Below are 18,870 nucleotides of genomic sequence, written 5' to 3'. Positions count from 1 at the left end.
GCATGGACGAGGAGACGCGCCGAGCCGTCGCCGCCGCCGACGAGCAGTTGCCGGCGACGGACGAGTTCGCCCGCGGCCGGGTCGTATTCGGCTTCGACGGCTACCTCGACCGCGTTCGCGAGGTCGTCGCCGACCGGAGCGACCCGGAGCACTACGACCGCCTGGACACGCTCGCCGGCTTCGGCGACCGGATCGAACGCTCCGTGGCTGCCGACAGCTCCCTGTCCTTCGAGTGGCTGCAGGACGGCAACCGAACCGGCGGCCACACCAGCCACCTCTCGCGCGCGTTCGGCGTCTGGTCGTTCGACCCGGTCATGATCGGAATGTACGGCGATCCGGTCCACGAGGCCTTCGAGACGGAGTTCGGCGCGTACGACCTCCACTCGCTGGGCGAACCGGGCGTCACCGACGCCGTCGAGTTCGACGACGGCAAACTGATGCTGACCGAGGTCGGCGACACCATGTCGCTGGACTGGGCAGCGCTCGACGACGCGTTCGGCCACGACCGCCTGGCCGAGACGCTCGACGGCGCGCGCCTGCTCGGGACCGGGTACTGGTCGGAGACGCCCGACCTGCCGACGGTCTTCGACGGACTAGCCGAGCACTGGAGAGCCATCGACGACCCGCCGGAGCACGTGCTGGTCGACCCCGGCGACGTGCGGAAGCTCGACGCCGACCGCCTGCGTGCCGGCCGCGAGGCCATCGGCAGACTGGACGAGGTGACCGACGTGGTGGTCTCCTCGAACCGCGCCGAGACCGACGTGCTCGCGGACGCCTACGCCGGCGAGGCCGAGCGCTCCTTCGAGGCGGCCGCCGAGGCCGTCGCCGAGGCGCTCGACCCGACGTGGTTCGTCGGCCACGGCGTCGAACGCTCGGTCGTCGTCTCGGAGACGGGCACCGACGGCGTGGCCGTGCCCGCGGTGTCGGATCCCGAACTGACGACCAGTTCCGGCGACCACTTCAACGCCGGGCTCGGCCTCGCGCTCGTCGCGGGGCTCTCGCCCGCCGCCGCCGTCGTCGTCGGCAACGCCGTCGCGGGCTACTTTGTCCGCACCGCCGACCAGCCGTCGCTGGCCGACGTGCGAGCGTTCGTCGACGACTACCTCGAGAAGTTCTGAGCGAGCGCCGCGGTCGCGGCGCTCGTCCGGTTTCAACGCGTTTTCTCGAAAACTGACGGGTCTACAGCCGCTCGACCGTCACGCGCTCTCGCACCGACTCGATTTCGCTCAGGTCCGGGACCGCCGTCCCGGCCTGCTGGACGACCTGCGAGGAGACGGCGACGCCGGTCTTGAGCGCGGTCTCGTCGTCCGCGCCGGCCTCCCACGCGCCGAGCACGCCGGACAGGAGCGCGTCCCCCGCGCCGACGGTGTCGACGACAGCAACGTCGAGCGCGCGGGCGAACAGCAGGCCGTCGTCGCCGGCGAGCACCGCGCCGTCGCCGCCCATCGAGGCCAGCACGCGGTCGAAGCCGCGGGCTCTGAACTGGTCGGCCGCGCGGGCACAGCCCTCGACGCTCGATACGTCAGCGCCAGTCGCCTCGGCGAGTTCCTCGCGGTTCGGTTTGCACAGGCCGTACTGGGCGTCGAGTTCCCGCAGGAGGTCGCCGCCGGTGTCGACGACGGTCTCCCAGTCGCCGCCCGTCGCGATGCGGTCGATGGCATCGGCGGACAGCCCCGGCGGCAGGCTCCCACCGACGAGCACGCGGTCGGGGTCCTGGGCCGCGACGCGATCCAGCAGGTCGTCGACGACAGACGCGTCGACCGCTGGACCGGACTGGTTCAGCTTGTACTCCTCGGCGTCGGCGATGGCGGTCGTGTTGAGCCGGGTCGTCCCGTCCACGTCGGCGAACGCCGTCTCGACGCCGTCGGCCCGGAGTTCGTCGCGGATGAACGCGCCGGTGAAGCCCCCGAGCAGGCCGGTCGCGACGCACGGGCGGTCCATGGCGGTGAGCAACTGGGCGGCGTTGATCCCCTTGCCGCCGGCGTCGAAGTGCGCGTCGGTCGCGCGAAGCACGCGGTCGGGGGCCATCGGCTCGTCGAACTGGACTGTCTGGTCGACTGCTGGGTTGTAGGTGACTGTGACGATCATGGGCTGACTCCTGCGACGGTGACGTCTGCCTCTTCCAGGGCATCCGAGAGGGACTCGGACGGGCGGGCGTCGGTGACGAGCAGGTCGACGGCCGACAGATCCGCGAAGGTCATGAAACTGCGCTCGCCGAACTTCGTCGCGTCGGCCACCAGGACGACGCGGCTCGCCTGCTCGACCATCAGTTCCTTGATCGACGCCTCGCCCTCGTTGGGAGTCGACAGCCCGGCGACGCTGTCGAGCGCGTTCGTCCCCAGATAGAGCAGGTCGAAGTTCGTCCGCTCGATGAACCGCTCCGCGGTCGGGCCGACGAGCGCGCGGGTCCGCGGCCGGAAGCTCCCGCCGGTGAGCTTCGTCTTTACGTCCCGGTCGGCCAGTTCGGTGGCCAGTTCTGGCATGTTCGTGGCCGCGACGTAGTCGGTGTCAGTGATGGCCCGCGCGACCTCCATCGTCGTCGAGCCGGCGTCGAAGAAGACGACCTGGCCCTCGCGGACCTCCTCCGCGGCCCGTTCGGCGATGGCCTGCTTCTCCGCGAGCTGTTCGACCTCGCGCTGGCCGTAGGGACGCTCGGTCCCGACCGAAGTGGCGGGAACCGCGCCGCCGTGAGACCGCTCGATGCGACCCTCGGCCTCCAGGTCGCGGAGATCCCGGCGAATCGTCGCCTTGGAGAACTCGAGTTCCGCGGCCAGCTCCGACACCGAACAGCCGTCCCGCTCTGTCACCAACTCGACGATCGTGCGTTTTCGTTCGGCCGGGAGCATTCTCTCGGCAGTGATTGTTTCGCTTCGGATTTACCTCTTTCTATCGAGAAAGTGCTTGTTTCTGCTCGAAGTCGGGGAGAGAAACCGTTACAGTTCGTCGATGACGGCGGCCGTCACGTCCTCGGTGGAGGCGTCGCCGCCGAGGTCTGGCGTTCGCGGGCCGGCGTCGAGCACCTGCTCGACGGCCGCGCGGACGGCGTCGCCTTGCTCGTCGTAGCCGAGGTGGTCGAGCAACATCGCGGCCGAGAGGATCATCGCCGAGGGGTTGGCGATGCCCTCGCCCGCGATGTCGGGCGCGGAGCCGTGGACCGGTTCGAACAGCGCGTTGTCCTCGCCGACGTTCGCCGACGGGAGCAGGCCGAGGCCGCCGACGAGTCCGGCGGCGAGGTCCGACAGCATGTCGCCGGCGAGGTTCGGGCAGACGACGACGCCGTAGTCCTCGGGCGACATGACGAGGTGCATCGCGAGCGCGTCCATCAGCGCCGTGTCGTAGTCAGCGCCGCGGTCCTGACCCACGGCCTCGGCGGTGTCCAGGAACAGGCCGTCGGTGGTGCGCATGACGTTTGCCTTGTGGGCGATGGTCACGTCGTCGTAGTCGTTTTGCTTCGCGTAGTCGAAGCCGTACTCGGCGATCTTCTCCGAGGCCGCCTCGGTGATGACGCGCGTGCAGGTCGTGACGCCGTCGGCGATCTCGCTCTCGATGCCCTTGTAGACGCCCTCGGTGTTCTCGCGGATAAACACGATGTCGGTGTTCGGCTGGACGGCGTCCAGGCCGGGGTACGACCGCGCCGGCCGGACGTTGGCGAACGAGCCGACGACCTGTCGGAGCGGCAAGATCACGTCGGCCGCCGTCTCGCCGGCCGCGCCGAACAGCGTCGCGTCGGCATCGGCCGCTAAGTCGCGCGTCTCCTGTGGGAGCGCCTCGCCGGTCTCCGCTTCGACGGCGTCGCCGGCCTCGCCCTCGACGAAGTCGAAGTCGACCGCGTCGAGCGCCTCCAGTACCTCGACGGCCGCGGGCGTGACCTCCTGTCCGATCCCGTCGCCGGGGATGACGGCTATCTCGTGTGTCATGGCGGGAGGGACGTGGGCGGTCGGTGAAAGTGGTTCGGTTCGCCGCGCACGGAAAACAGGCGTCAGCGGGGACCGTCTCGATTCGGGGGACCGCGGGGTCGCCCCGAAGTCGCGTCAGGGATGACAGCAAAGTGGCACGGACCGCGACGACGGCGTCGACTCGATGGAGGGCCGAAGCGGGGGAGGGCAGCGACGCGTCGCCGGGGACCGTGCGCACCCGAGTATTTCGGGGGTTGATATGTAGCTACTGTCACAATACTATCGATACCAATGATAGTATCGAAACAATCTATACTATCGAGACAGCCCACGCTATCGGAAGCGAAGTGACCATCGAGAACCGGGCCCGACCTCGCTCTCCGGTCGCCCGTCAGAGTTTGTGTCGGAACGCGTGGAGCACGTTTTCGCCAGTCTCGGTCAGTTCCACCTGCTTCGTCCGGCCCACGTCACGAACGGTGATGTAGCCGTCCTCGACCAGCGGGTCGACGACGTTCGCGTTCAACAGCGCGAACTTCGCCTTGTCGTTGGCGGGGTCCGCATCGTCGATGAACGCCAGTCCCGCGTCCTCGGCGAACTCGATGAGGTCCGACTTCTTCGCGGTGTAGCGCTCGCTGTTGGTCCGCTGCAGGTAGTCGAGGACGGCCACCTGATCGCGTGAGATGGCCTCGATGGGATACGACGGGAGGACCTCCGCCTCGTCCATGCCGCGGGTCAGTGGTTCCTCAGACACCGCCGGGACGTGGCGCTTCGGGTGGACGTAGTAGGCCGTCGCCGCCGTCGCCATACACGCGATGGCGCTCCCGATGGCGGCCACCTTCGGCCCGCTGGAGACGTTGACCCGCACGATGTCCTCGGGGTGGTCGGCGGTGAGGGTCGTGACGACCGCCAGCACGTCGTAGAGGTCGTGGAGGTCCGTCCGCCGCATCTCGACCGTGACGCCGTCCGCGTCGAGGTCCTCGATCAGCGCCTGCTGGTAGGGCGTCAGGCGCGACGGTTCGGCCGTCTCGGAGAGCAGGTACACGTCGTCGGCGTTGTGCTTGCGTATCGGCTCGGCGATACGGTCGCGCTCGTGGCCGAGCGGCGCGATGTGAATCTCCCGTATCTCTTCCATGAGTGACTGACGCGACGCGCACGGGCATTGCTCTTGGCATCTCGCGAGACGACACGGCCGCTGTCGGATATCGGTCGCTTACGCCTCGAAAACGAAATTTCTCGCGGTTACTCGTCCACGTTTACGAAGCAGTTGCGTACGTCGCAGGGCGAAACCCCTGCGGAGCTAATCGTCTGCGTCTGCGAACCGGCCGCGTACGCCGGAGAGAGAAAACTCTCCGTAGTTAATCGTCTGCTTCGACATCCGACCGCGTCTGATCCAGGTACGGTAGCTGCGCCGCCGTCTCCTCGATGGCGTTGCGGTTTGCCTTCATCAGCGCCGTCGTGTCCCAGATGCCCTCGACGAGGGCCTGTCGCTGGGCGTCGTCGACGCTGACGGAGATCTCGTTGCCGCCGTAGCGGACGGTCTCGGCCGCCACGTCGACCTCGATCTCGCCGTCGGGGTTGTCGTCGACCCACTGCTGGAGCGCGTTGATCGTCTCGTGATCGGCCGTCACCGTCGGGATGCCGAGTGCCAGGCAGTTCCCGGCGAAAATCTCGGCGAAGCCCTCGCCGATGATGGCGTCGATGCCCCAGCGCATCAGGGCCTGGGGCGCGTGCTCGCGCGAGGAGCCACAGCCGAAGTTGTTGTTGACCACCATGACGTTGGCGTCCTGGAACCGCTCCTCGTTCATGGGGTGGTCCTTCTGGTTGTCGTCGTCGTCGAAGCGGACGTCGAAGAACGCGAACTCGCCCAGGCCGTCGAAGGTGACGACCTTCATGAACCGCGCGGGGATGATCTGGTCCGTGTCGATGTCGTTCCCGCGGATGGGGATACCGGTCCCCTCGACGTAGTCGACCTCGGGGATGTCTTCGGTGGGGTCGCTCATGCGACCACCTCCAGCGCTTCGCGCTGAGGATGTCGCACGGTTCGCTCACGGGCGCTGCCCGTTCGCATATCCGAGACGCGGAGCGTCTCGCTTCTCATTGCAGTGCCACCTCCTTCAGGTCGCGCACGTCAGAGACCTTCCCGTTGATCGCCGCGGCGGCGACCATCCGGGGGTTCATCAGGACGGTGCGCCCGTCCTTGCTGCCCTGGCGACCGACGAAGTTCCGGTTCGAGGAGGACGCACACGCCTCGTCGCCCTCCAGCTGGTCCTCGTTCATGCCCAGACACATCGAACAGCCGGCGTTTCGCCACTCGAAGCCGGCTTCCTCGAAGATGTCCTTGAGGCCCGCTTCCTCGGCGGCGCGCTGGACGCGCTGGCTGCCGGGGACGACGAACGCGCGCACGTCGTCGGCGACCTGTCGGCCCTTGACGATGCGGGCCGCCCGTCGCAGGTCGGGCATCCGGGCGTTCGTGCACGAGCCCAGGAAGGCCACGTCGATGTCGTACCCTTCCATCGTCTGGCCGGGTTCGACGCGCATGTGCTCCTGGGCGCGCCGTGCGGTGTCTTGCTTGTCTTCGGGCAGGTCCTCGGGGGCCGGGATGGGGTCGTCGATGCCGATGCCCTGTCCGGGCGTGGTCCCCCAGGTGACGACGGGGTCGAGTTCGCTCGCGTCGATCTCGACCACGTCGTCGTACTCGGCGTCGTCGTCCGAGCGGATGGACTCCCAGTACGGCTTCAGTTCTTCGAACTTCTCGGGGTGCTCCTGGAAGTAGTCCGTCTGCTCCAGCCACTCGTAGGTGGTCTCGTCGGGGTTGACGTAGCCCGCGCGAGCGCCGCCCTCGATGGACATGTTACAGATGGACATCCGCCCCTCCATGTCGAGGTTCTCGATGGTCTCGCCGGCGTACTCGTAGACGTAGCCGACGCCGCCCTCGGTGCCGAGCCGGCGGATGATCTCGAGGATGATGTCCTTGGCCTCGACGCCCTCGTCGAGTTCGCCGGTGACCTCGATCTTGCGGACCTTCTGTTTCTCCATCGCGATGGTCTGGGTGGCCAGCACGTCCCGAATCTGGCTGGTCCCGATACCGAACGCGAGCGCGCCGAACGCGCCGTGGGTGGAGGTGTGGCTGTCGCCACAGACGATCGTTTTCCCGGGCTGGGTGATTCCCTGCTCCGGGCCGATGACGTGGACGATGCCCTGATCGCCCGTCGTGGGGTCCGAGAACTGGATGCCCGCGTCGCGGACGTTCTCCTCCAGTTCGGACATCATGTTCTCCGCCGCGTCGTCGGCGTAGGGCCGGTCCTGGTTCGCCGTCGGGACGATGTGGTCGACCGTCGCGTGAGTCAGGTCCGGTCGCGCGACTTCGAGGCCGCGCTCTTCGAGCATCCCGAACGCCTGCGGGCTGGTGACCTCGTGGATGAGGTGCAGGCCGACGAAGAGCTGGTCCTGGCCGTTGGGCAGGGTGGTGACTTTGTGCCGGTCCCAGACCTTGTCGTACAGTGTTCCCTGGCTCATACTGTCTCGTCTCGCCCCTCGGTCCCGCGTTCGTAGGCGCGGGTGACGCCCTCGCCGGGCGGTTCGTGGTCTACGTCTTCCATCGTCTCGTCGGTCTCGGGGTCGCCGCCGTCGGCGGCGACGACCGGACCGCGCCGGAACGCGGCGCCGAAGGTGGCGTTCGTCTCCGGGTGGGTGTGGTCGACGTTTCGCATCGTCTGTCGGTTCGTCTCGGGTTCGCTGTGCTCGCCGGTCGCGTTCTCCTCAGTCATCTGCTGGTGCTTCCTCTGTCTGCTGGTCGGCCTGCTCGCCCCACGCGAACAGTTCGCGCAGGCGGCCGCCGACCTCTTCGATCTGGTGGGTCTGTTCGGCGTTGCGGTACTGCTTGTAGGCGGGCCGGTTGGCCTGGTTCTCGTTGATCCACTCGCGGGCGAACTCGCCGTTCTGGACCTCTTCGAGGATCTTGTCCATCCCCTCGCGGTCGATGACGTCCTCACCGCGCGTCAGACCGCCGTACTCGGCGGTGTCGGAGACGGAGTTCCACATCTCCATGTGGCCGCCCTCGTACATCAGGTCGACGATGAGCTTGAGCTCGTTCAGACACTCGAAGTAGGCCATCTCCGGCGCGTAGCCGGCGTCGACCAGCGTCTCGAAGCCGGCCTTGACCATCTCGGTGACGCCGCCACAGAGGACGGCCTGCTCGCCGAAGAGGTCCGTCTCGACCTCTTCCTGGAAGGTCGTCTCGATGACGCCGGCGCGGGTGCAGCCGACGCCCTTCGCGTAGGCCAGCGATTCCTCCTTGGCGTTGCCGGTGGCGTCCTGGTAGATGGCGATGAGGCCGGGGGTTCCCTCGCCGCGCTCGTAGGTCCGGCGCACGAGGTGGCCGGGGGACTTCGGCGCGACCATCGTCACGTCAACGTCCTCCGGCGGTTCGATCTGGCCGTAGTGGATGTTGAAGCCGTGGGCGAACTGGAGCGTGTCGCCGGCGTCGAGTTCGTCCTCGATGGCCTCGTACACCGCGGGCTGGACCGTGTCGGGGACGAGCATGACGACGCGGTCGGCCTCTCGGGCCGCCACGTCGGGGGTCTCGACGCGCAGACCGGCTTCCTCGGCGGCGTCGCGCGAGGCGGAGCCCTCGCGGAGGCCAACGACCACGTCCACGCCGGACTCGTGGAGGTTCAGCGAGTGGGCGTGGCCCTGGGACCCGTAGCCCAGTACGGCTACGGTCTCGTCGTCGAGTGTCGATACGTCAGCGTCTTCGTCGTAGTAGACGGTTGTGGTGAATTCGTCAGACATCGTTTTCGAGTGTCTTGGGGCCACGTTCCAGTGCGGCGGCCCCGGTGCGCACGATCTCCTGCACGTCGAACTGCTTGAACGCCTCGACGGCAGCGTCGATCTTCTGTTTGCTGCCCGTGATCTCGACGGTGACCGAGTCGGTCGACGCGTCGACGGCCTGACCGTCGTACATGTCGGCGACGGCGTTGACGTCGTCGGGCTTCTCCCCGCTGACTTTCACCAGCGCGAGTTCGCGCCGAACCGATTTGCCTTCGAGTTCGGTGACCGAGATGACGGGCACGAGCTTTCGCAGTTGTTTCTTCGCCTGGTCGATTCCCGGTTCCGGTTCCTCGATGAGGATCGTCATCCGGGCTATGTCCTCGTCGACAGTCGGGCCGACGGTGAGGCTTTCGATGTTGAACTGCCGGCGGCTGAACAGCGCCGACACCTCCGAGAGGACCCCGGGCCGGTGCTTGACCAGCGCCGAGAGCACCGCCTGTCGGGGTTCGTGAGTCACTTCGGCCTCGGGGTCGACGCGGATACCCTGCGTGTTGCGTCGGCCCGCGGGGCGCATCCGTTCGTCCGGCGCGGGGCCTGGCATTCCTCCTGTCATAGTTAGATCATGTCCAGATGGTCTTCTTCGAGCGCGAACAGGCCGTTGTCACCGCCGCTCGGGACCATCGGGAAGACGTTCTCCCCGGGGTCGATGTGGGCGTCGATGACGCTCGGACCGTCGTAGTCGCGCGCTTCCTGAATCGTCTCCTCGACGTTCTCGTAGGACTCGAGCGTGAACCCGCGAGCGCCGAAGGCCTCGGCGAGCTTGTCGAACTGCGGGATCCACGGGTACTCCGAGGCCATCCGGCGGCCCTCGTAGAAGCCGTCCTGCCACTGGCGGACCATCCCGACCGCCTCGTTGTTGAGGACGACGTAGGTGATGTCCAGTTGCTCTCGAACCGCAACCGAGAGGCCCTGGACGGTCATCAGGAAGGAGCCGTCGCCGTCGAAGCAGACGACTTCCTGGTCCGGGGCGGCCAGCTTCGCACCGATGGCCGCGGGCACGCCGTAGCCCATCGTCCCCAGGCCGTGCGAGGAGACCCACGTCCGGGGCTCGGTGAACTCCCAGAACTGGGAGGCCCACATCTGGTGCTGGCCGACGCCGGTACAGACGATGGTGTCGTCCGGCGTCATGTCGGAGAACGTCTCGACGACGTACTGGGGCTTCAGCGGCTCGTCGTCGGGCGTGTCGTAGGTCATCGGGTACTCCGACTTCCACTCCTGGCACTGGTCGCGCCACTCGTCGGCGTCGGGCGCGCTCGGCATCGCGTCGAAGAGCTGACGGAGCACCTCGCGGGCGTCGCCGACCAGCGGGTAGTCGGCGTAGATGTTCTTGCTGATCTCCGCGGGGTCGATGTCGACGTGAACGACCTCCGCGTCGGGCGCGAAGGAGTCGACGCCGCCGGTCAGGCGGTCGTCGAAGCGCGTCCCGACCGCCAGCAGGCAGTCGGTGTTCGTGATGGCCATGTTGGCGTAGCCCGTGCCGTGCATCCCCGCCCACTCCAGCGAGAGTTCGTGGTCCTCGGGGAAGCTCCCGATGCCGGGCATCGTCGTGACGACGGGGACCTCGTACTCCATCGCGAACTCCCGCAGCGCGTTCGAGGCGTTGGCCTTGATGACGCCGCCGCCGGCGAGGATGACCGGGCGGTCCGCCGCGGCCACCGCGTCTGCGGCCTCCTGGACGGCCGCGTCGTCGGCCTCCTCGGGCACGTCGTACGTGTCCGGCGTCTGGGGCGCCTTCGGCTCGACCTCGGTGCCGCCCTGCGTCACGTCCTTGGGCAGGTCGACGAGCGTCGGGCCCTGTCGGCCGGCGTTGGCGAGCGCGAAGGCCTCGCTCACGTCGTCGCCGACGGTGTCGGAGTCGGCGGCGAAGTAGCTCTCCTTCGTGATGGGCTGGGTGATGCCCACCGTGTCGGTCTCCTGGAAGGCGTCGTTGCCGACGAACTCGGTCGGGACCTGGCCGGTCAGCGCGATGACCGGGTCGGAGTCCATGTTGGCGTCGGCGATGCCGGTGACGAGGTTCGTCGCGCCGGGACCGGAGGTGGCGAAACAGACGCCGGGGTCGCCGGTGACGATGCCGTAGGCGTCAGCCGCGTGCGAGGCCCCCTGCTCGTGGGCCATCGTCACGTGCGTGATGTCGGAGTCGTACAGCGCGTCGTAGACGGGCATGATCGCGCCGCCCTGGACGCCGAAGACGTAGTCCGCGCCGGCGTTTTCGAGCGCCCGGATGACCGACTGCGCCCCCGTCGTGACGGGTGACTGCTCGTCGGTCGACTCGGTCGCTTCCTCGTCCTCTTTCGGAACGGACGCGCGCTCGCTCATGCGTCCATCCCTCCCTGTGTTCTCGTTCGATACGTCGGTGCGGTGTGTGCTGTGTGCATGACTCGTGACTCTGTGGTGTTGTTGCGAAACGGTTCGACCGGGGGTAAAAATGGGAAGTGAGGGGCTATGCGGCCCCTACAATACCCGCGCCGAGAATAGCGGTCGCGGCGCTGGCCGGGGCGCGAACCGTCGATCCAGCGCTCGCGTACATCACGTCCGATAGCTGTTCGTCCCCGATAATAAACGTTCTGTGATAGCTGCTGACGGGCGGCGCAGGCGATGTCCGTGCTCACCCGTGGCTGGCGGCTCACGGTGACGACCGGAGACGAGGACATCGGCCTACGCCCGGACCTCCTCGGTCTCCTCGGTCACGCCGACCTCCTCGGCGAACCGTTCCAGCACGCTCATGGTGACCTGCTCCTCCGCGCCGTACTCCTTGACGCGGCGGGTCACCTCCCGGACCTCGGCGTCGGTCGGGTCGTAGCCCGCGTCGACGAGTCGCTCGCGGACCGAGTGCGCGCCGGTGTGTTTCCCGAGCACCAGTTCGCGCGTGGCCCCGACCATCTCGGGGGTCATGACGCCCGGCTCGAACGTGTCGGAGTTCTCGATGACGCCCGCGGCGTGGATGCCGCTCTCGTGGGAGAAGGCGTTTCGCCCGACGACGGGCTTGTTCGCCGGCACCGGGATGTCGGACTTCTCCTCGACGATGCGGGAGAGCTCCGTGATCCGGGTCGTGTCGATGCCGGTGTCGACGTCGTAGAGCGACTCCAGCGCCATCACGACCTCCTCGTAGGCCGCGTTGCCGGCCCGCTCGCCGATGCCGTTGACCGACACCTGGGCCTGGCTGGCCCCGGCTTCGAACCCGGAGATGGCGTTGGCCGCTGCCAGCCCGAAGTCGTCGTGCGCGTGCACGTCGATGTAGGCGTCGGTGCTGTCGTCCACGATCTCGATCAGATCGTAGAAGCGCCGCGGCGTCGCCACCCCGCAGGTGTCCGGGATGTTGATCCAGTCCGCACCCGCCTCGGACGTGGCCTCGATGACCTCGACGAGGAAGTCCTCGTCGGTCCGGGTCGCGTCCATCGGCGAGAACATGCACTCGACGCCCGCATCCTTGATCATCTCGACGCACTCGACGGCGGTGTCGAGCGCCTCCTGGCGGGTCGCGTGCATGGAATCCTGCAACTGTACGTCCGACGTCGAGACGAAGGTGTGGACCATGTCCACACCCGAATCCAAGGCCGCCTCGATGTCTTTCTCGACCACGCGCGCCAGCCCGCAGGTCGTCACTCGCGTGGACTCGGCGATGTCGCGCACTGCCTCGAACTCCGCGTCGGAGTTGACGGGGAACCCGGCCTCGATGACGTGGGTGCCCATCTCGTCGAGCAGCGCGGCTATCTCGCGTTTGTCCTCGTAGTTGAACGACGTGCGTGGTGACTGCTCACCATCGCGCAGCGTGGTGTCGAAAATCCGTGCGTCTGTTATCTCAGACGTGGAATCCAGTGTGCCCTGGAAGAACTCGATCCGCCGGAGATCCCGACGTGCCCTCGTTGTTGGACATAAGCACCTGTATCTGGACGCTTCCGATATTTATAGTTGTCCATGAAACCGGTGGCACGTGGACACGACGCACGGACACTGCCGTGCCAGTGTGTCACAGATGCGTGACGAGCGTCGGACGGGTGGGGAGGGTTTTTGCTCCGCCCACCCATGCATGCTCTCATGAGCGACTTCGAGGGGCTGGACCTGCAGGCCGTTGAGGATCAGATGGACGAGGACAGCGAGGGAACCGGGAGCAATCGCGTCGTCCTCGGCGTCCTCGACGGCTCCGCGCCGGCCGACCAGTGGATCGAGACCATCGAGAACGGGTCGGTGCTCGTCCTCAACGTCGAGGGCGACCTGAACGAACTCGCCGCCGGGTTCGCCCGTCCCGTCAGGGAGGCCGGCGGCGAGCTGATGCACTTCCGGGGCTTTCTCGTGGTGACGCCGCCGGGCGTCAGCATCGACGCCGACCTGCTGGAGTGAGGCGGAGCGCGGCCCGTCCGAGCGCCACAGCCGCCGCGCTGTGTCACCCCGTGGAATCCGCCATCGAGGTTCGGTAGCGGTTTCGCAGTCGCTTCAGGGCGTGAGGAGCCGACGCCACATTCCCTGCCACGCACGGACGGCCGTCCGCCACTGCCGCCACGGGCTGACGCCGGCCCGCGGCGGACACTGCGCCGGGTCGGACCCACGGACCGTGATCTCCGCGCGACACATCGGGCACAGGTAGCGAGCGCCCCGACGGCCCTCGACGACCCGCCAGTCGCCGTCGTAGCGGCTCCGGTGCCCGCAGTCCGGACAGAAGAGGGTCGTTTTCGGCGGCGGCTCTCGATCCACCCCTGGATCAGTCGCTGTCATCGGTCGGCCGTACGTGCTCGACAGGTAAAGAGTCGGCCTATGAGGAGTCTATAGGTCTAGTAGCACCCGGTACCTCATTATATTCCTTTACCGCCCGCCGCGTCCGGCGGCGAGCGCGACCTATCGGTCCGAGACCAGCGTCAGGTAGTGCCCGTCCGGGTCTCGGACTCGCACGCCTTCGTCGACGGACGTGACCGCGAGCGCGTCGTCGGCGACCTCTCGGGCCGTCGATTTCGGTGAGTCCGCGACCACGCCGAAGTCGACGTGAACGCCGCCGCGGGCGTCGGCGATTCCCAGTCGTGGCGACCACAGTTCGAGGTCCAGTTCGCCGGTCGACAACCGCACGCGACCCTCCTCGCGGCCGTCGTCGACCACCTCGAAACCCAGCGCACGGTAGAACTCGACGGCCGACGGCAGGTCCTCGACTTCGAGGACGAGTTCGAACAGCCCGGTCACGCCGCTGTCCTCGACGCTCCGTTCGCCGAGTTCGACGCAGTTGCCCTCCGGGTCGTAGAAGTACAGCGAGCGGGCGTCGCCGAAGGTGTGTTCGACGAGGTCGAAGCGCTCGTCGAGGCGGTCGTACCAGTCGTCGTACTCCCGCTCGGGAATCGTCAGCGCGTAGTGAGTGTGCAGGCCGCCCCGGGGAACGGGGCCGGGCGCGCGCAGACGGAGCTCTGTGTCGCCGACCGCGAGCACCGCCGCCTCCTCGGTCTCGGACAGCACGTCGAGTTCGAGGAAGGCGTCGTAGAACGCCGTCGCGCGGTCCGGGTACTTCACTTCCAGCGCGAGCCAGGCGGGTGCGGAGAGCATACGCGGGGCTTCGACCGCGACGGCCAAAGTCGCTGGGGCGTTCCAGACAGCGGGGTGTGAGTGTCCGCGTCTCGACCATTTATTCGGGTCAGGCCCCTACGGCGGGGTATGCCAATGAAAGGCTCGGGAGCGGCGACCGGCTGGGCGGAGAGCGGCCGCTGGGACCGCGGCGCGAGCTGGATCGCCTACCCGCACGAGCGGATGCAGCGGGCGAGTCACGCGCTTGCGACCGACGCGGGCGTGTTCGTCGTCGATCCGGTCGACGCCGAGGGGATCGACGACCTGTTGGCCGAGTTCGGCGAGGTGGCCGGCGTCGTCGTCCTGCTGGACCGCCACAAGCGCGACAGCGCCGCCGTGGCGAACCGCCACGACGTGCCGGTGTACCTTCCCGAGGCGCTCTCGGGCATCGCGGACGACCTCGACGCGCCGACTGAGACGGTCCGTCGACAGCTCCCCGGCACGGACTACGGCGTCCACACGGTCTTCGAGAACCCCTTCTGGAAGGAGGCCGCCCTCTACGGCGACCGGGACGACACGATGGTCGTCACCGAGGCGGTCGGGACGGCCGAGTACTTCCGCGCCGGGAACGAGCGCCTCGGCGTCCACCCGATGCTCCGCCTGCTCCCGCCGAAGAAACTGGGTCGACTCGACCCCGACCGCCTCCTCGTCGGCCACGGCGAGAGCGTCATGGACGACGCGACGGAGGCGCTCGCCTACGCGTTACGCGGGTCGCGCGGCCGGACGCCGGGCCTGTACGCGAAGAACCTCAAGTCGTTCGTGCTCGGGTGACCGGCGGTGGCGACGGTGTTTTACCCGCACCCTGCGAAATAGTACCGTGGTATACGTCACCCGCGGACTGGTCGAGACGCTGTTGCGACTGGCGAGGGAGGCCGAACCGGACGACGTGACGATCTCGCTGGCGGTCACGCGGGCCGAGGACATTCCCGACGCCGACCTGCCGGCCGAGACGCCGGTGTTCACCGACTTCTATCTCCCCTCCGCCGGCGCGTCGGTCAACGCGGTGTTCGGGATGGACCTCGGGACGCCGGCCGGCCAGACCCAGGGGCGGTTCGTCTCCCACCCCTCGGGATACATGGGCGTCGACAAGACCGACGACCTCCACGAGGTGATCTTCGTCGCCGTCCCGCCGTGGGACACCGACTCGTTCGGCGCCTTCGATCGGGCCGGCCAGCCCAGAGAAATCGAGATACTCGACGTGGAACCGCCCGAGGAGTACCCGCAGTAATCTTACTCCAGGTAGCCCAGGTCGCGCAGTTGGTCGGCGATGTCCTGGAACTGCGCCTCAGTCAGTTCGCCCTCGCGCTGGTGCTGGACGACGATGCTCCGCAGCAGGAACCGGACGAGGTCGGACGTACTGGAGAAGCTGGTCCCCTCGATGGTGTCCTCGACGCGCTCTGCGAGGTCTTTCGGGATGGATACCGTCGTGTAATCGGCCATGTCGTCACGGAGGCAGTCGGGCGGGAAATGCATTGTGTCCCGCGCCAGTCGGCCTGTCCTTGCAGTGGCGAACGGCAGTCCGTCTCAGCGAGGATCGGTCGCCTCGGTGTCGAACTGGCCCATCGTCGACTGACTGGTCGGGGAGAACATCATCGGCGCGGCGCGGCTGCGCGAGCGGCCGTCCGTGTCGCCGAAGGTCGGAATGGTGGTCGGGTACGCTTCCTCGTCGGTGGGGTTCGTGATTCGTGTCGTCATCCTGGGGGTCGTGTGGGTCGTGTGTGGTCGGCGGTCGGTGTCGGCTGCGAGTCGAGCGAACGGCGTGCTTTGGGTACAAGCATAGGGTACCCCCACCTTTTGCCCAGTCCATAATAAATGTTCATGATGTAGTGGCGGAAAATACTGTGTCGCGGTAACACACGACTACCGGGCGAGAGCGGTCACGCTACACCGAGCGTGTGGGCAGGCCGGGACGCCTCGCGCTCAGACGACCAGATGACGCTCGTAGTCGGTCAGGTTCTCGTAGCCGTCCGCGGTGACGACGACGATGTCTTCGATGCGGACGCCGCCGACGGCGGGGTCGTACAGGCCGGGCTCCACCGTGACGACGTGGCCCGGTTCGAGGTCGCCGCCGGTCGGCGACAGGCGGGGCAGTTCGTGCACGTCCAGTCCGACGCCGTGGCCGGTGCTGTGGATGAATCCCGTCTCCGTCCGCTCGTCGTCGCGCAGTGTCGGTTGGCCGGCCTCCTCGTACACGTCGCAGACGGCGTCGTGGACGCCCTCACCCGTCGCGCCCGCCTCCAGCGCCTCGAAGGCCGCGTCCATCGCCCGCTCGGTGAGGTCGTACCACTCGCGGACCGTCTCGCTCGGCTCGCCCTTCGAGAACGTCCGGGTCATGTCCGCGTGGTACTTCGTCTCCTTGTCCCGCGGGAAGATGTCGACGATGATGGGCTCTGTGGCAGACAGCGGCCCGCTCCCGCGGTCGTGGGGGTCGGCCGCGTCCGCGCCGCAGGCGACGATGGTCTCGTCGAGCGAACAGCCGTTTCGCAGCAGCGTGACCTCGATTTCCTCCTTGACGCGCTCGCTGGTCAGCGCCTCGCCGTCGAGTTCGAGCGTGTCGTCCGCGGCGATCGTCGCCGCTGCGAGGAGATCCTCCGCCGCCGCCATCGCCGCCTCGTTGGCCCGCTGGGCCGCCCGCACGTGCTCGAGTTCCGCGTCGGTCTTCGTCGCACGGATCTCCGTGACGATGCCGTCGGTGTCGGCCGTCACCTCGATGTCGCGGGCCCGCAGGCCGTCGGCGGTCCGGAGCGGGAACCGCGGGGGCACGGCGACGCTGTCCACGTCGTACGACCCGAGGAAGTCCGCGAGGACGTACGAGACGGCCTCGTCGGTGCCGTGGTCCTCGATCTTCGACTGGTGGTCGAAGTCGACGTAGCGCTCGACGGTGTCGGCCCGCGACTCGCGTTTCGCGCGGCCGAACTCGAGGCTCCGCGGGAACAGCAGATGCGTCTCGCCGTCGTACAGCGTGACGAACGGGTCCGGCGCGTCGAAACCCGAGAGGTAGTACTGGTCGGACAGCTCGGAGTCCGCGTCGATCAGGTAGCCGTCGACGCCGGCGTCGTCGAGGTACGCGTCGAGCGCAGAGAGATCGCGATCCATGCACGGCACTCCGGTCGCGACACTCAAATACGTCTCCCTCCGGGCGGTCTGTGACGGCAGTCTCCGGGGGCGGTGACAGAGAGCGGTAGCCTCTTGTCGCGCGGCCGCAACCGACCGGGCATGGACGTCACCATTGCTCCGTCGACGGTCGCGGGGTCGGCACAGGCCCCGCCGTCGAAGAGCTACACGCACCGAGCGATCCTCGCCGCGGGCTACGCCGACGGCGCGGTCGTCCGCGACCCGCTCGTGAGCGCCGACACGAAGGCGACGATGCGGGCCGTCGAGGCCTACGGCGGGTCCGTCTCGCTCTCGGCCGACGAGCGCGAACTGGACGTGACCGGCTTCGACGGCCGGCCGGAGACGCCCGACGACGTGATCGACTGCGCCAACAGCGGGACGACGATGCGCCTGGTCACCGCGACGGCCGCCCTGCAGGACGACCTGACCGTCCTCACCGGCGACGACTCGCTCCGTTCGCGCCCGCAGGGGCCGCTGCTGGACGCCGTCGAGCAACTGGACGGCGAGGCCGAGTCGACGCGCCGGAACGGGCAGGCCCCCCTGGTCGTCGGCGGCGGCGTCGACGGCGGCGCGGTCGAGATTCCCGGCGACGTGTCCTCGCAGTACATCACCGCGCTCCTGATGGCCGGACCCGTCACGCCCGAGGGCGTCGACATCGATCTGACGACCGATCTCAAGTCCTCGCCGTACGTCGACATCACGCTGGAGGTGCTCAGCGACTACGGCGTCACGGCCGAGCGGACCGCCGACGGGTTCACCGTCGCGGGCGGACAGTCTTACGCGCCGACCGGCGGCGAGTACAGCGTCCCCGGCGACTTCTCGTCGATGAGCTACCTGCTCGCGGCCGGCGCGCTCGCCGCCGAGGACGGCCTGCTCGTCACGTCCGCCTTCCCGAGCGCCCAGGGCGATTCGGCCATCGTCGACATCCTCGACGAGATGGGAGCCGACCTCGACTGGGACCGCGAGAACGGCGAGATCGAGGTCTCGAAGTCCGCGCTCTCGGGCATCGAGGTCGGCGTCGAGGACACGCCGGACCTCCTGCCGACCATCGCGACGCTCGGGGCCGCCGCCGACGGCGTCACGCACATCACCGACGCGGAGCACGTCCGGTACAAGGAGACCGACCGCGTGAGCGCGATGGCCGAGGAACTGACGAAGATGGGAGCCGAGGTCGAGGAGCACCGGGACGAACTCGTCGTCTACGGCGAGGACAGCGACCTCACCGGGGCGACCGTCGACGGGCGCGCCGACCACCGAATCATCATGTCGCTGGCCGTCGCCGGCCTCGTGGCCGAGGGCCAGACGACCGTGACCGGCGCGGAACACGTCGACGTGTCCTTCCCGGACTTCTTCGACGTGCTCGACTCGCTGGGCGCGTCGGTGCAGCGATAAGCCGACGCCACTGCGCCCCCTGCTAACTTATATCACCCCTCCGAGAGAACTGTCGGCAGGGCGGCCTCGCGTCGCGGCGAGGGTGCGCCCGAACTCAAGA

At 68.0% G+C, this 18,870-nt stretch carries 21 protein-coding genes; 5 read left to right on the top strand and 16 right to left on the bottom strand.

All coding sequences use genetic code 11. The features are described 5' to 3' along the window. Positions 1–2 precede the first annotated feature (2 nt). Complete coding sequence (locus ACOZ4I_RS06715; RefSeq protein WP_424004256.1) at positions 3–1,118, top strand: hypothetical protein; 1,116 nt, start codon at positions 3–5, stop codon at positions 1,116–1,118. 61 nt (positions 1,119–1,179) lie between these two features. On the opposite strand, the gene pfkB is transcribed toward ACOZ4I_RS06715, so the two are convergent. From pfkB to ACOZ4I_RS06660, 11 genes are all read right to left on the bottom strand, one after another. Further along, entirely contained in the window at positions 1,180–2,088 is a 909-nt protein-coding gene (pfkB, locus tag ACOZ4I_RS06710; RefSeq protein ID WP_424004254.1) for a 1-phosphofructokinase, read from the bottom strand. Next, positions 2,085–2,846 (bottom strand): HTH-type transcriptional regulator GlpR, encoded by a 762-nt coding sequence (gene glpR / locus ACOZ4I_RS06705; protein ID WP_424004252.1) that lies wholly within the window; start codon positions 2,844–2,846, stop codon positions 2,085–2,087. Before glpR ends, pfkB begins: the two co-directional genes overlap by 4 nt. An 87-nt stretch (positions 2,847–2,933) precedes the next feature. Then, positions 2,934–3,917, bottom strand: a complete 984-nt coding sequence (locus tag ACOZ4I_RS06700) for an isocitrate/isopropylmalate dehydrogenase family protein (protein ID WP_424004250.1) — start codon at positions 3,915–3,917, stop codon at positions 2,934–2,936. A gap of 370 nt (positions 3,918–4,287) precedes the next feature. Beyond that, positions 4,288–5,028 carry a DUF6293 family protein gene (locus ACOZ4I_RS06695; protein ID WP_424004248.1) on the bottom strand — a complete coding sequence of 247 codons (741 nt, stop codon included), beginning with the start codon at positions 5,026–5,028 and terminating at the stop codon, positions 4,288–4,290. A 223-nt stretch (positions 5,029–5,251) separates the two neighbouring features. Then, positions 5,252–5,896 (bottom strand): 3-isopropylmalate dehydratase small subunit, encoded by a 645-nt coding sequence (leuD, locus tag ACOZ4I_RS06690; RefSeq protein ID WP_424004246.1) that lies wholly within the window; start codon positions 5,894–5,896, stop codon positions 5,252–5,254. Positions 5,897–5,990: 94 nt separating this feature from the next. Next, positions 5,991–7,412 carry a 3-isopropylmalate dehydratase large subunit gene (leuC, locus tag ACOZ4I_RS06685; protein WP_424004244.1) on the bottom strand — a complete coding sequence of 474 codons (1,422 nt, stop codon included), beginning with the start codon at positions 7,410–7,412 and terminating at the stop codon, positions 5,991–5,993. Beyond that, positions 7,409–7,663 carry a hypothetical protein gene (locus tag ACOZ4I_RS06680; RefSeq protein WP_424004242.1) on the bottom strand — a complete coding sequence of 85 codons (255 nt, stop codon included), beginning with the start codon at positions 7,661–7,663 and terminating at the stop codon, positions 7,409–7,411. Before ACOZ4I_RS06680 ends, leuC begins: the two co-directional genes overlap by 4 nt. Continuing rightward, a complete protein-coding gene (gene ilvC, locus ACOZ4I_RS06675) occupies positions 7,656–8,687 on the bottom strand; it encodes a ketol-acid reductoisomerase (RefSeq protein ID WP_424004240.1) in 1,032 nt (343 codons plus the stop codon). Before ilvC ends, ACOZ4I_RS06680 begins: the two co-directional genes overlap by 8 nt. After that, the gene (gene ilvN, locus ACOZ4I_RS06670; RefSeq protein WP_424004238.1) at positions 8,680–9,267 is read right to left on the bottom strand and encodes an acetolactate synthase small subunit; all 588 of its coding nucleotides are present in this window, start codon (positions 9,265–9,267) and stop codon (positions 8,680–8,682) included. The genes ilvC and ilvN overlap by 8 nt, the downstream gene beginning before the upstream one ends. A gap of 14 nt (positions 9,268–9,281) precedes the next feature. Then, complete coding sequence (gene ilvB / locus ACOZ4I_RS06665) at positions 9,282–11,042, bottom strand: biosynthetic-type acetolactate synthase large subunit (protein WP_424004236.1); 1,761 nt, start codon at positions 11,040–11,042, stop codon at positions 9,282–9,284. A 339-nt stretch (positions 11,043–11,381) separates the two neighbouring features. Next, a complete protein-coding gene (locus ACOZ4I_RS06660) occupies positions 11,382–12,629 on the bottom strand; it encodes a LeuA family protein (protein WP_424004789.1) in 1,248 nt (415 codons plus the stop codon). Positions 12,630–12,761: 132 nt separating this feature from the next. Here ACOZ4I_RS06660 and ACOZ4I_RS06655 point away from each other — a divergent pair, with 132 nt between their 5' ends. After that, the gene (locus ACOZ4I_RS06655; RefSeq protein WP_424004234.1) at positions 12,762–13,064 is read left to right on the top strand and encodes a DUF5779 family protein; all 303 of its coding nucleotides are present in this window, start codon (positions 12,762–12,764) and stop codon (positions 13,062–13,064) included. 93 nt (positions 13,065–13,157) lie between these two features. On the opposite strand, the gene ACOZ4I_RS06650 is transcribed toward ACOZ4I_RS06655, so the two are convergent. Together ACOZ4I_RS06650 and ACOZ4I_RS06645 are read right to left on the bottom strand one after the other, a co-directional pair. Then, positions 13,158–13,436 carry a hypothetical protein gene (locus ACOZ4I_RS06650; protein ID WP_424004232.1) on the bottom strand — a complete coding sequence of 93 codons (279 nt, stop codon included), beginning with the start codon at positions 13,434–13,436 and terminating at the stop codon, positions 13,158–13,160. A 120-nt stretch (positions 13,437–13,556) separates the two neighbouring features. Continuing rightward, positions 13,557–14,246, bottom strand: a complete 690-nt coding sequence (locus tag ACOZ4I_RS06645; protein ID WP_424004230.1) for a VOC family protein — start codon at positions 14,244–14,246, stop codon at positions 13,557–13,559. A gap of 108 nt (positions 14,247–14,354) precedes the next feature. Here ACOZ4I_RS06645 and ACOZ4I_RS06640 point away from each other — a divergent pair, with 108 nt between their 5' ends. Further along, complete coding sequence (locus ACOZ4I_RS06640) at positions 14,355–15,035, top strand: hypothetical protein (protein WP_424004228.1); 681 nt, start codon at positions 14,355–14,357, stop codon at positions 15,033–15,035. Between the two features lie 46 nt (positions 15,036–15,081). Further along, entirely contained in the window at positions 15,082–15,492 is a 411-nt protein-coding gene (locus ACOZ4I_RS06635; protein WP_424004226.1) for a hypothetical protein, read from the top strand. 2 nt (positions 15,493–15,494) lie between these two features. Here ACOZ4I_RS06635 and ACOZ4I_RS06630 read toward each other — a convergent pair whose 3' ends face one another. The 3 genes from ACOZ4I_RS06630 to ACOZ4I_RS06620 all read right to left on the bottom strand — a co-directional run bounded on the left by ACOZ4I_RS06630 (position 15,495) and on the right by ACOZ4I_RS06620 (position 17,360). Continuing rightward, the gene (locus tag ACOZ4I_RS06630) at positions 15,495–15,704 is read right to left on the bottom strand and encodes a ribbon-helix-helix domain-containing protein (RefSeq protein WP_162414862.1); all 210 of its coding nucleotides are present in this window, start codon (positions 15,702–15,704) and stop codon (positions 15,495–15,497) included. Positions 15,705–15,788: 84 nt separating this feature from the next. Continuing rightward, a complete protein-coding gene (locus ACOZ4I_RS06625; protein ID WP_174243004.1) occupies positions 15,789–15,959 on the bottom strand; it encodes a hypothetical protein in 171 nt (56 codons plus the stop codon). A gap of 225 nt (positions 15,960–16,184) precedes the next feature. Further along, complete coding sequence (locus ACOZ4I_RS06620) at positions 16,185–17,360, bottom strand: M24 family metallopeptidase (protein WP_424004224.1); 1,176 nt, start codon at positions 17,358–17,360, stop codon at positions 16,185–16,187. A 120-nt stretch (positions 17,361–17,480) separates the two neighbouring features. Between ACOZ4I_RS06620 and aroA the strand changes: the two genes are divergently transcribed. Then, positions 17,481–18,770: a 3-phosphoshikimate 1-carboxyvinyltransferase gene (gene aroA, locus ACOZ4I_RS06615; protein ID WP_424004222.1), complete on the top strand. Its 1,290-nt coding sequence runs from the start codon at positions 17,481–17,483 to the stop codon at positions 18,768–18,770. Positions 18,771–18,870 lie beyond the last annotated feature (100 nt).

Source organism: Haloarcula salina, assembly GCF_049603855.1.
In the GTDB taxonomy this organism is placed as follows: domain Archaea; phylum Halobacteriota; class Halobacteria; order Halobacteriales; family Haloarculaceae; genus Haloarcula; species Haloarcula salina_A.
The sequence above is the reverse complement of the archived record's forward strand: the minus strand, read 5'-3'. Positions and strand labels throughout refer to the sequence as shown.